This is a genomic window from Mycolicibacterium sp. MU0053 (genome assembly GCF_963378095.1).
GTDB lineage: Bacteria > Actinomycetota > Actinomycetes > Mycobacteriales > Mycobacteriaceae > Mycobacterium > Mycobacterium burgundiense.
Genome location: NZ_OY726397.1, coordinates 3,996,886 through 4,007,978 on the forward strand (window position 1 = coordinate 3,996,886; position 11,093 = coordinate 4,007,978).

Consider the following 11,093-nt stretch of genomic DNA (forward strand, 5'->3'; position numbering starts at 1 on the left):
GCACGTGTTCGAGTTGGACGACGACGAACGCGTGATCGCCGAGACGGCGGGCGCGTTCGCCGCCAAACGGCTGGTGCCGTATGCGCTGGAATGGGATGAGAGCAAGCACTTCCCGGTGGACGTGCTGCGCGAGGCCGCCGAGCTCGGCATGGCCGCGATCTACTGCGGCGAGGACGTCGGCGGCAGCGGGCTGCGCCGGCTCGACGCCGTGCGCATCTTCACCGAGCTCGCGGCCGCCGACCCGACCATTGCGTCGTTCATCTCGATCCACAACATGTGCGCGTGGATGGTCGACAGCTACGGCACGCTGGAACAGCGCAAGGCCTGGGTGCCGCGGTTGGCCTCGATGGAGGCGATCGCCAGCTACTGCCTCACCGAGCCTGGTGCCGGTTCGGATGCCTCGGCGTTGCGCACCCGGGCCGTCCAAGACGGCTCCGACTATGTGCTCGACGGCGTCAAGCAGTTCATCTCCGGCGCGGGGGTGTCCGACCTGTACGTCGTGATGGCCCGCACCGGCGCCGAGGGCCCCCGCGGAATTTCGGCGTTCGTCGTCGAAAAGGGCACGCCGGGACTCAGTTTCGGCGCCAACGAGGCCAAGATGGGCTGGAGTGCCCAGCCGACGGCCCAGGTGATCCTGGAGAAGGTGCGGGTGCCCGCCGACGCGCTGCTCGGCGGCGCCGAGGGCGAGGGCACCGGATTCGGCATCGCCATGAACGGCCTCAACGGCGGCCGCATCAACATCGCGGCCTGTTCGTTGGGCGGCGCGCGCACCGCCTATCAGAAGGCGGCCGGCTACGTCCGCGACCGCGAGGCGTTCGGCGGCGCACTGATCGACGAGCCGACCATCAGGTTCACCCTGGCCGATCTGGCGACGTCGCTGGAGACGTCTCGAATCATGTTGTGGCGCGCGGCATCCGCTCTTGACGCCGATGCGCCCGACAAGGTCGAATTGTGCGCGATGGCCAAACGCTATGTCACCGACGCCTGCTACGACGTCGCCGATCAGGCGCTGCAATTGCACGGCGGGTACGGCTATCTGCGTGAGTACGGGCTGGAAAAGATCGTCCGCGATCTGCGCGTGCATCGCATCCTCGAGGGCACGAACGAAATCATGCGGGTGGTCGTCGGACGGGCTGAGGCCGCCCGCGCCAGGGCCGCCGGCTGAACCGGAAAGGGTTGGCAATGACGACGATCGCATTCCTGGGCTTGGGCAATATGGGCGGCCCGATGGCGGCCAATCTGCTCACCGCCGGGCACACCGTGCACGGCTTCGACCCGGTGCCCGCCGCGGCGCAGACCGCCGCCGAGCGCGGCGCGTCGGTGTTCGGCAGCGGCGCCGAGGCCGTCGTCGGCGCCGACGTGGTGATCACCATGCTGCCCAACGGCGAATTGGTGAAGCGCTGCTATCAGGAGGTGCTGCCGACCGCGAGCCCGGGCGCGCTGTTCATCGACAGCTCGACGATCTCGGTCGATGATGCGCGCGAAGTGCACAAGCTCGCCGCCGACGCCGGATTCGCCCAACTCGACGCGCCGGTGTCCGGTGGCGTCAAGGGCGCGGTCGCCGGCAGCCTGGCGTTCATGGTCGGCGGCGAGGACGCCGCGGTGGAACGCGCGCGGCCGGTGCTCGACCCGATGGCCGCCAAGGTGGTGCACTGCGGCTCCGCCGGGGCCGGTCAGGCCGCCAAGGTGTGCAACAACATGGTGCTGGCCGTCCAGCAGATTGCCGTCGGGGAAGCGTTCGTGCTCGCCGAGAAGCTGGGCCTGTCGGCTCAGTCGCTGTTCGACGTCATCACCGGTGCCACCGGTAACTGCTGGGCGGTGCACACCAATTGTCCGGTGCCGGGCCCGGTTCCGACCTCACCGGCCAACAACGACTTCAAACCCGGGTTCGCCACCGCGCTGATGAACAAGGACCTGGGGCTGGCCATGGCCGCGGTGGCCTCGACCGGTTCGGCCGCCCCGTTGGGCAGCCACGCCGCCGAGATCTACGCGGAGTTCATGGGGTCCGCCGGACCCAACGCCGACAAGGACTTCAGCGCCGTGATCGAGGCGCTGCGCGGCGCATAGCTCGCAGCGCGGGCGCGACGCGCGCCGGCCACCGCCGGCGCGACGAGGGTCGCGAGCAGGATCGCCGCGCCGATACCGCCGACCGCCAGGGACACCGACCGGCGATCGGCGATCAACTCGGCGCAATCCCCCGCGTAATTCGTGGCGACGAAGCCCGGCCCGTTCTCGACGTGAAGCCGCCGGTTCAGGGTGTCGACGTGCTGCGCAATGGCGACGTTCGGAGTCAGGCCGCTGCCACAGGCGATGGGCTGACCCGCCCGGTCGACGACGCTCAGTCCCAGCGGCACACACAGCGCAAGGAACGCGCCCAGCACGGCCGCGGCCCCGATCAGCTGCCAACCGCTTCGCATCCTCGGATGCCCACCGTGCGATAGAGCTGCCATCTCAGCGAACCCTTCAAGTTGGCATTGGCTTGGCGAGCCGGTGCGCTTCGACCAATTGACCCTTCCGACAAAACGTAAAGTACCACCGTTGTTGCGGAACTAAACATCGATCGAGGCGTCCCGCTATCGCGTCAGTTGAGGCACAACGAGGTGTGCTCAGCTACCACCTTTGCGAGTTCGTCACCGATTGGTCATCTCGGGTCAGAAGTCGCCGGCGTGCCGGCGCAGCGACTCGATCGACGTCACGAGCGCCCGCGACTGCTCGGGCGACATCCCGATGTCGGCGAACACCTTCTCGTTGAGCGTGACCGTCGCATCCTCGACCGTCGAGCGGCCCAGTTCGGTGATCTCCACCAGCGTGGTGCGGCCGTCGGTCGGATGCGGCAGCCGCCGGACCAGACCGCCCGCCTCCAGCCGGCGGATGGCGTGCGTGACGCTGGTGACGTGGACCTGCAGCCGATCGGAGGCCTTGGTGATGGGTAATGCGCCGCTGCGGCTGAACGCCAGCAGTCGTAGCAGCTCGAACCGGGAGAAACTCAAATCGTAGGGTCGCAGCGCGGTTTCGACGCGCGCGAGCAGGATCTGATGCGCCCGCATGACCGAGGTGACCGCGACCATGCCGTCGGCGACCTCACCCCAGCCCGACCGCTCCCAATTTGCGTGCGCCTGCGCGATCGGATCGCGCGACTCAACCGAATCGACCATCCGCACATTCATACCGCATGACCGCGCCGGTTCGGTTGTCGCCCGGCCCCTTCACAGCGTGCGCTGCAACAGGACCGTCCCGGAGTCGGCGGAAACGACTTGGACCGCGGCAATTTCGGTTATCGGCAGGGCGGTGCTCGCGGTGGGCAGCGCGGTTGCCGCGGGCAACGCGACCCAGCTCGCCAGCCGGGTCGCGCTGCCGTCGCGGGCCAGCGCAACCAAGACCAGCTCGTCGCCGCCGTCACCCTCCTCGCCCGACCAACTGCGGTAGGTGCAGGTCAGTTGAATCAGGGTGCCCCAATCCTGCGGCGACAAGCTGACCGCGGCCTCGAATTCCGACGGTGTCATCGGTGTCATGGTCTCCGCGTTGGCCACCGCGTCGCCCAGCGCTTCGGTGTCGGCGGGCGTCCCCGGCCGCAGCGCGACGAAAGCACTCATCGACAGCGCGATCGCAACGAGCGCGGCCGCGGCGGCGGTGAACCAGCGTCGACGTCGACGCCGTGCCCCCACGCGGCGCAGCAGGGCCGTGCGCAGACCCGGCGGCAGTTCGGCGGCGAGGCTGGTCTCGGAGCCGTCAGCGGCCGGGTCGGTGGCGGGATCGTGATCCAACAACGCCAGCAGCGCCGGCACGCCGCTGATTTCCGATACCGCCGACCGGCAGGCTCGACACCCGGGCAGGTGGTCCTCGAATTCCCGGCGCCGCGCGCTCGAGAGCGCACCGAGCACGTAGGCGGCGTCCCAGCGCGCATAGGGGTCCGGGCCGTCCGGGCCGTGGTCGCCGGTCACCGTGTCACGCCCATTTCCTGCAGGGCGAGCCGCAACGCGCGCACCCCGTAGTGCAGCCGAGACTTGACGGTGCCCTCCGCGATGTCGAGGTCCGAGGCAATCTGCGCGGTGGTCCAGCCCCGGTAGTAGGCGCGGCGTATCACCGCGCGGTGATCCTCGGACAGCCGCGCCAGGGCGTCCCCGACCAGCAGCCGATCCAGGGCCGCGTCCACCTCGGCCGAATCGCGCTCCTCGGGTTCGGGGACCGCCGGCAGCCACCCGGTTTCGTGGCGGTACCGGGCGCTGCGCCGCTCGTCGATGATCATGTTGCGGGCGACGGTGAACAACCACGCCCGCGCGGAGCGGTCCCCACGGGCGACCTCGGGGTGTTGCCAGGCCCGCAGCAGGGTTTCCTGCACCACGTCCTCGGCGCGGGCTCGATCTCCGGTCAGGTGCGTCGCATAGCGCCACAATGCCGCGGCGTGCTCGTCGTAGAGCAACCGCATCAGTGCTGTCTCGGGATCGTCCTGGTGATACACGTCCGTGCCGACCTCCCGCCGGTGGTACGAGACCGGCAGTCGATCGGTTCAGTGTGCTCCGCTGCGGGCGTCAGCCGGCGGGAAGGGTGAGAATGCGCGGTCCGTCCTCGGTGACCGCGACGGTGTGTTCCCAGTGCGCGGCGCGAGATCCGTCGGCGGTGACGACGGTCCATTCGTCGTCGAGGATGCGGGTCTTGACCGTGCCCAGCGTCAGCATCGGTTCGATGGCCAGCACCGAACCCGGAGCCAGGAGCGGGCCGCGACCGGGCGCACCCTCGTTGGGCAGGAACGGGTCCATGTGCATCTCCCGCCCGATGCCGTGGCCGCCGTAGCCGTCCACGATGCCGTATCGGCGGCCGTGCTCGGCCTCGGCGGCGCGGGTGCCGCGTTCGATCGCGTGCGAGACATCGGTGAGGCGATTTCCCGGGATCATGGCGGCGATGCCGGCCTCCATCGATGCCCGGGTGGCCGCCGACAGCGCCTCGTCGGCGGGGATCAACGCACCCACGCCGAACGTGATGGCCGAATCGCCGTGCCAACCCTCGACGATCGCCCCGCAGTCGATCGACACCAGGTCGCCGGCCGCGAGCACCTCGGTGGCCGACGGGATGCCGTGCACCACGCGGTCGTTGACCGAGGCGCACACCGTCGCGGGAAAGCCGTGATAGCCCAGGAATGAGGGAATGCCGCCGCCGTCGCGGATGACGGCCTCGGCGATGGCGTCCAGTTCGAGCGTGGAGACCCCGGGGGCGGCGGCGGCGCGCACCGCGGCCAGCGCGGCGGCCACCAGGGCACCGGCCACGGCCATCGCATCGAGTTCGGCGGCGCTGCGCTGGGCGACGACCTTGCGACTACGCAAACCGGGGATGGAGACCATGACCAGCGCAGCCGTTACCGGCCGAGGGCCTGCAGGGTGCGCGCGAAGACCTCGTCCAGCGAGCCGACGGCGTCGACGGTCTTGAGCTCGTCGCGGTAGAAGTCCAGCAGCGGCGCGGTCTCGTCCCGGTAGACGCCCATCCGGTGCCGGATGACGTCCTCGGTGTCGTCGGCGCGACCGCGGCCCTTGAGCCGCTCCACCAGCTCGTCGGTGGGCACCCGGAATTCCACCACCGCATCGAGCTGGACGCCGCGCTTGGCCAGCATGTCGGCCAGCGCCTCGGCCTGTTCGACCGACCGCGGGAAGCCGTCGAGGATGAATCCGGCGGCGGCGTCGGCCTCGTTGAGCCGGTCGTCGACCAGGGCATTGGTCAGGGTCGCGGGCACCAGGTCGCCGGCATCGAGATACTTCTTGGCCTCCAGGCCGAGTTCGGTGCCGTTGCTGATGTTGTGCCGGAACAGATCGCCGGTGGAGATCTGCGGAACCCCGAGCTTCTCCGCCAGCTTGACCGCCTGGGTGCCTTTGCCCGCTCCGGGGGGTCCGAGTAGGACGATTCTCACTTCAGGAACCCTTCGTAGTTGCGCTGCATGAGCTGGCTTTCGATCTGTTTCACCGTATCCAGACCGACGCCGATCATGATCAGAACAGCCACACCGCCGAAGGGCAGGTTCTGCAAGGTTGCTCCGCTACCCATCTGCAGGAACACGTTGGGCAGCACGGCGATGACGCCGAGATAGATCGAGCCCGGCAAGGTAATCCGGTTCAGGACAAAACGCAGGTGATCCGCGGTCGGGCGACCGGGACGGATACCGGGGATGAAGCCGCCGAACTTCTTCATCTCGTCGGCGCGCTCGTCGGGGTTGAACGTGATCGACACGTAGAAGTACGTGAAGAACACGATCAGGCCGAAGTAGAAGGCCACGTAGACCAGGTCGGCGGGGTTGGTCAGGTGGTCCGCCACGAAGCGGTCCCACCAGCTGTTACCGGGTTCGGCCCGGCCGCTCTGGATCAACTGGGTGATCAGCTGCGGAATATAGATCAGCGACGAGGCGAAAATCACCGGGATCACGCCGGCCTGGTTGACCTTCAACGGCAGGTAGGTCGAGGTGCCGCCGTACATCTTGCGGCCCACCATGCGCTTGGCGTACTGCACCGGGATCCGGCGCTGGCCCTGCTCGACGAAGATGACGCCGATCAGGATCGCCAGCGCGGCGAGGCAGACCAGGGTGAACACCATGCCGCCCCGGCTTTCCAGGACCATCTGGCCCTCGCCGGGGATCTGGGCGGCGATACCGGCGAAGATCATCAGCGACATGCCGTTGCCGACGCCGCGCTCGGTGACCAGCTCGCCCATCCACATCACCAGCGCCGCGCCCGCGGTCATCACCAGCACCATGACGACCAGCGTGAAGATGCTGGTGTCCGGGATGATGGGCAGCGCGCAGCCCTGCAGCAATCCCCCGTTGGCGGCCAGGGCCACGATCGAGGTGGCCTGCAGGATCGCCAGGGCGATCGTCAGGTACCGGGTGTACTGCGTCATCTTCGCCTGGCCGGACTGGCCTTCCTTGCGCAGCTGCTCGAACCGCGGGATGACCACGGTGAGCAGCTGGACGATGATGCTCGCGGTGATATAGGGCATCACGCCGACGGCGAAGACCGCCAACTGCAGCAGGGCGCCACCGGAGAACAGGTTGATCAACGAATAGATCTGCCCGGAGTCACCCCCGCTGACCTGCTCGATGCACTGTTGCACATTGCGGTAATCCACACCTGGAGACGGCAGGGTCGCGCCAGCCCGGTAAAGGAGGACGATTCCGAGCGTAAAGAGGATCTTGCGCCTCAGGTCGGGTGTCCGCAGCGCCGAGATAAAAGCTGAGAGCACTCTTCCTCCTGGGCCGCCGGGTGGGTGACCACGGCGTGCCAATGGGGCTGGCTTCGAGATATCCCAAGCCAGCGTCGGGTTGTCCGGTGTGACGCGCCGATGTCGGCGGCGTGCAGCAGTCTACGAGAGTAACAGCTGGCACCGGACCAATCCGCATCGCAGCACGCTGGGTTGCCGTTCCGTCCCGCTGAGCTCCCAACCCGTCGCTTTCACAGCTTTTCTTCAGGGCGGCGCGCGTAGGCTCGCGGTATCTCGTTATACACACTAATTACCACGGATCCGGAGGTGCACTCGTGACCCCAGCCGACCGAACCGAGCCGGCCCGAACGGACCGCACCGACGACGACACCTGGGATCTCGCCTCCAGCGTCGGAGCCACCGCGACCATGGTCGCGGCCGCCCGCGCGGTGGCCACCCGCGCCGAGCACCCGGTGATCGACGACCCGTACGCCGAACCGTTGGTGCGGGCCGTCGGCGTCGAATTCTTCAGCCGCCTCGCACGCGGCGAACTCACCCCGGCCGAACTCGACGACGCGGACTCCCCCGTCGGCGTGCGCCGCTTCGCCGACGCGATGGCCGCTCGGACCCGGTTCTTCGACGACTTCTTCATCGGCGCCACCGACGCCGGCATTCGGCAGGCCGTGATCCTGGCGGCCGGTCTCGACGCCCGCGCCTACCGCCTGTCCTGGCCCGACGGCACCGTGGTGTTCGAGATCGACCAGCCGGAGGTCATCGACTTCAAGGCCCGCACCATGGCCGAATTGGGTGCCCGTCCGACCGCGCAGCTCCGTACCGTCGCCGTCGACCTGCGCGCCGACTGGCCCGCGGCGCTGATCGGTGCGGGATTCGATGCCCGGCGACCGACCGCCTGGATCGCCGAGGGACTGTTCGGCTATCTCCCCCCGGCGGGCCAGGATCGGCTGCTGGATCAGATCACCGCGTTGAGTGTGCCGGGCAGCCGGATGGCCGCCGAGGGCGTACCCAGCCAGCAGGGTGCCGACGAGGAGGCCTCGCGCGAACGCATGCAGGCCTCGGCCGACCGCTGGCGCGAACACGGCTTCGACATCGACTTCGCCGCGCTGGTGTTCCTCGGCGACCGCGCCGACCCCGCCGCCTACCTCGCGGGCCACGGCTGGTCGACGACCGCGGTCAAGGCCAACGACCTGCTGGTCCGCTACGGACTGGCACCGCTGGGATCCGACGAGGGCTTTGCCGACGTCTCCTATGTCAGTGCGGAGAAGTGACCATGACACGCAAGGCAGGCGACACCTGGGACCTGGCCTCGAGCGTCGGCGCCACCGCCACCTCGGTGGCGGCTTCGCGCGCGCTCGCCAGCCGGGGCCCGAACCCACTCATCGACGATCCGTACGCCGAACCCCTGTGGCAGGTCAGCGTGGCCACCACCGCGCAGGCCTACACTGCCAACGGCTTCGAACCGCCGCATGCGGAACTGCTGGCCATGATCGGTGATTCCGGTTATCTCACGGCCGAACTGAGCGGACCGCCGAATTAGGGAGGAGCACTGATGGCACGCACCGGCGACGATTCGTGGGATCTGGCCTCGAGTGTGGGCGCCACCGCGACGATGGTGGCCGCCGGGCGGGCGGCGGCGAGCAAGGACCCGGACCCGTTGATCGACGACCCGTTCGCCGAACCGCTGGTCCGGGCCGTCGGACTGGATTTCTTCACCCGGATGCTCGACGGCGACATCGACTTGTCGATGATCCCGAACGGGTCAACCGAGCGGGTGCAGGCCATGATCGACGGAATGGCGGTGCGCACCAAGTTCTTTGACGACTACCTGCTGGCTGCGGCGGCGACCGGTGTCCGCCAGGTGGTGATCCTGGCGGCCGGCCTCGACGCGCGCGCCTACCGGCTGGCCTGGCCGCCGGGGACCGTGGTGTACGAGATCGACCAACCCGACGTCATCGAGTTCAAGACGCGGACGCTGGCCGGCATCGGCGCGACGCCGACCGCCGAACGCCGCACCGTCGGTATCGATTTGCGCGACGACTGGCCCGCGGCGCTGCGGGCGGCCGGGTTCGACCCGGGCGCACCGACGGCCTGGCTGGCCGAAGGACTGTTGATCTACCTGCCACCGGAGGCCCAGGACCGACTGTTCGACACCATCACCACGTTGTCGCCCGCGGGCAGCACGGTGGGCACCGAATACGCACCGGGAATCCTGGATTTCGACGCCGACCAAGCGCGTGAACTCTCGGCGCCGCTGCGCGAGCACGGACTGGACATCGACATGCCGTCGCTGGTGTACGCCGGTCAGCGCAGCCACGTCATGGAATACCTCGCCGAAAAGAACTGGCGCGTCACCGGCGCGCCGCGCGACGAACTGTTCACCAGATTCGGCCGGCCCGCCCCGGCGCTGGACCACATCGATCCGCTCGGCGAGATCGTCTACGTCAGCGCCACGTTGGCCTAGCGTCCGGTCAACCGGACCGCTCCCCCGCCGCGGTGTACTCGAGTTGGTCGGGGGCGTCGTCGGTGCCCGGGGTTTCGGTGCCGCCGATCGGACACCGCGCGGTCTCCGGCAGCCCGAACAGGGCGATCGCGCCCACCACACAGGCCGCCATCATGTAGTACGCCGGCACCAGATTGTCACCGGTGGCGTTGATCATCCAGTCGTTGACCGCCGGTGCGGTGCCACCGAACAGCGACGTGGACACGTTGTAGGCGATCGCGAACCCGGCGTAGCGCACCTGCGTCGGGAACATCGCCGGGAACGTCGCCGAAATCGTGGCCAGCTGCGGCACGTACAGCAACCCGAGCACCGCGAACCCGATCACCGCGCCGAGGATGCCGGTGCTCATCAGCATGAACATCGGGATCCCCATGACGAACAGGCCGATCAGCGAGAACCACCACAGCGGTTTGCGGCCGACCCGGTCCGACATGCTGCCGGCGATCGGCAGGAACACCATCATCGACAACATGCCGATGATGGGCACCAGCAGCGACATCGTGTCGGACAGCCCGATCGAGGTGTCGAGGTAGGTCGGCATGTACGTCAACAGCGTGTAGTTGACGACGTTGAGCGCCACCACCAAACCGCCGAGCCGCAGGATCGGGCTCCAGAACCGCACCAGCAGATCCTTGAACTCCGCCGAGATTCCCTTCTCGCCGCGGCCCTCGTCTTCGAGCTCCCGGAAGATCGGGGTCTCCTCCAGCCGGGAACGCAGATAGATCCCGATCAGGCCCAGCGGCGCGGCGACCAGGAACGGCAACCGCCAGCCCCAACTGTGCATCTGCTCGTCGTTGAGGATCAGCGACATGCTCAACATCAACAACGCGCCGAGGGAGAATCCGGCCAGGGTGCCGAACTCCAGGAAGCTGCCCAGGAATCCGCGGCGCCGGGTGGGCGCGTACTCGGCCATGAACGTCGCCGCCCCGCCGTACTCGCCGCCGGTGGAGAAGCCCTGGATCATCCGCAGCAGCACCATCAGCACCGGCGCCCAGAACCCGATCATGTCGTAGGTCGGCACCAGCCCGACACACAGCGTCGCCCCCGACATCAACAGGATGGTCACCGCCAGCACCTGGCGCCGGCCGATGCGGTCGCCGAGCGGACCCCACACGAAACCGCCGAGGGGTCGGACCAGGAACGAGACGGCAAAGGTCATCAGGGCCAGCAGCGTGGCGCTCTCGGTGTCGCCCGGGAAGATCGCCGCCGAGATGTAGGCCACCCCGTAGGCATAGATGCCGTAGTCGAACCATTCGGTGGCGTTGCCGATGGCCGAGGCCCCGATCGCGCGTTTGAGCACTTCCGGCGACGGCTGCGGTCCCTCGACACCCAATTCCTGCTGGTGCTCGCGCTCCACAGCGACGCCCTCCTCGGGTCAGGACCGAACTGCTCGACCCGT

At 68.5% G+C, this 11,093-nt stretch carries 12 protein-coding genes and 1 pseudogene; 5 read left to right on the forward strand and 8 right to left on the reverse strand.

Going from position 1 to position 11,093, the window contains the following annotated elements:
* Positions 1-4 precede the first annotated feature (4 nt).
* Both RCP80_RS18900 and mmsB read left to right on the forward strand, forming a co-directional pair.
* On the forward strand, positions 5-1,165 hold the full coding sequence (locus RCP80_RS18900; protein ID WP_308482922.1) for an acyl-CoA dehydrogenase family protein: 1,161 nt from the start codon (positions 5-7) through the stop codon (positions 1,163-1,165).
* A 17-nt stretch (positions 1,166-1,182) separates the two neighbouring features.
* Positions 1,183-2,067: a 3-hydroxyisobutyrate dehydrogenase gene (gene mmsB / locus RCP80_RS18905; RefSeq protein ID WP_308479135.1), complete on the forward strand. Its 885-nt coding sequence runs from the start codon at positions 1,183-1,185 to the stop codon at positions 2,065-2,067.
* Here the strand turns inward: mmsB and RCP80_RS18910 are convergent.
* The 7 genes from RCP80_RS18910 to secY all read right to left on the reverse strand — a co-directional run bounded on the left by RCP80_RS18910 (position 1,986) and on the right by secY (position 7,218).
* A complete protein-coding gene (locus RCP80_RS18910; protein WP_308479136.1) occupies positions 1,986-2,450 on the reverse strand; it encodes a hypothetical protein in 465 nt (154 codons plus the stop codon). The two genes, mmsB and RCP80_RS18910, sit on opposite strands and share 82 nt — an antisense overlap.
* 201 nt (positions 2,451-2,651) lie before the next feature.
* The gene (locus RCP80_RS18915) at positions 2,652-3,155 is read right to left on the reverse strand and encodes a MarR family transcriptional regulator (RefSeq protein WP_308479137.1); all 504 of its coding nucleotides are present in this window, start codon (positions 3,153-3,155) and stop codon (positions 2,652-2,654) included.
* Between the two features lie 51 nt (positions 3,156-3,206).
* Entirely contained in the window at positions 3,207-3,941 is a 735-nt protein-coding gene (locus tag RCP80_RS18920) for an anti-sigma factor family protein (protein ID WP_308479138.1), read from the reverse strand.
* The gene (locus RCP80_RS18925) at positions 3,938-4,426 is read right to left on the reverse strand and encodes a sigma-70 family RNA polymerase sigma factor (RefSeq protein ID WP_308482924.1); all 489 of its coding nucleotides are present in this window, start codon (positions 4,424-4,426) and stop codon (positions 3,938-3,940) included. Before RCP80_RS18925 ends, RCP80_RS18920 begins: the two co-directional genes overlap by 4 nt.
* A 103-nt stretch (positions 4,427-4,529) precedes the next feature.
* Positions 4,530-5,336 carry a type I methionyl aminopeptidase gene (gene map / locus RCP80_RS18930; protein WP_308479139.1) on the reverse strand — a complete coding sequence of 269 codons (807 nt, stop codon included), beginning with the start codon at positions 5,334-5,336 and terminating at the stop codon, positions 4,530-4,532.
* Positions 5,337-5,350: 14 nt separating this feature from the next.
* Positions 5,351-5,896 carry an adenylate kinase gene (locus RCP80_RS18935; protein WP_308479140.1) on the reverse strand — a complete coding sequence of 182 codons (546 nt, stop codon included), beginning with the start codon at positions 5,894-5,896 and terminating at the stop codon, positions 5,351-5,353.
* Positions 5,893-7,218, reverse strand: a complete 1,326-nt coding sequence (secY, locus tag RCP80_RS18940) for a preprotein translocase subunit SecY (RefSeq protein ID WP_308479141.1) — start codon at positions 7,216-7,218, stop codon at positions 5,893-5,895. The genes RCP80_RS18935 and secY overlap by 4 nt, the downstream gene beginning before the upstream one ends.
* Positions 7,219-7,604: 386 nt before the next feature.
* On the opposite strand from secY, the gene RCP80_RS18945 reads away from it, so the two are divergent.
* From RCP80_RS18945 to RCP80_RS18955, 3 genes and pseudogenes are all read left to right on the forward strand, one after another.
* Positions 7,605-8,462 carry a class I SAM-dependent methyltransferase gene (locus RCP80_RS18945; protein ID WP_308482925.1) on the forward strand — a complete coding sequence of 286 codons (858 nt, stop codon included), beginning with the start codon at positions 7,605-7,607 and terminating at the stop codon, positions 8,460-8,462.
* 2 nt (positions 8,463-8,464) lie between these two features.
* Positions 8,465-8,599, forward strand: a pseudogene (locus RCP80_RS18950) (SAM-dependent methyltransferase); the annotation flags it as partial.
* A gap of 144 nt (positions 8,600-8,743) precedes the next feature.
* Positions 8,744-9,655 (forward strand): class I SAM-dependent methyltransferase, encoded by a 912-nt coding sequence (locus tag RCP80_RS18955; protein WP_308479142.1) that lies wholly within the window; start codon positions 8,744-8,746, stop codon positions 9,653-9,655.
* Between the two features lie 7 nt (positions 9,656-9,662).
* On the opposite strand, the gene RCP80_RS18960 is transcribed toward RCP80_RS18955, so the two are convergent.
* Entirely contained in the window at positions 9,663-11,051 is a 1,389-nt protein-coding gene (locus RCP80_RS18960; protein WP_308479143.1) for an MFS transporter, read from the reverse strand.
* Positions 11,052-11,093 lie beyond the last annotated feature (42 nt).

Excerpts from the sequence above, each read along its gene's own strand:
- mmsB (WP_308479135.1), top strand. The coding sequence starts at position 1,183 with ATGACGACGATCGCATTCCTGGGCTTGGGCAATATGGGCGGCCCGATG.
- RCP80_RS18910 (WP_308479136.1), bottom strand. The coding sequence starts at position 2,450 with ATGGCAGCTCTATCGCACGGTGGGCATCCGAGGATGCGAAGCGGTTGG.
- RCP80_RS18915 (WP_308479137.1), bottom strand. The coding sequence starts at position 3,155 with ATGGTCGATTCGGTTGAGTCGCGCGATCCGATCGCGCAGGCGCACGCA.
- RCP80_RS18925 (WP_308482924.1), bottom strand. The coding sequence starts at position 4,426 with ATGCGGTTGCTCTACGACGAGCACGCCGCGGCATTGTGGCGCTATGCG.
- map (WP_308479139.1), bottom strand. The coding sequence starts at position 5,336 with ATGGTCTCCATCCCCGGTTTGCGTAGTCGCAAGGTCGTCGCCCAGCGC.
- RCP80_RS18945 (WP_308482925.1), top strand. The coding sequence starts at position 7,605 with ATGGTCGCGGCCGCCCGCGCGGTGGCCACCCGCGCCGAGCACCCGGTG.
- RCP80_RS18955 (WP_308479142.1), top strand. The coding sequence starts at position 8,744 with ATGGCACGCACCGGCGACGATTCGTGGGATCTGGCCTCGAGTGTGGGC.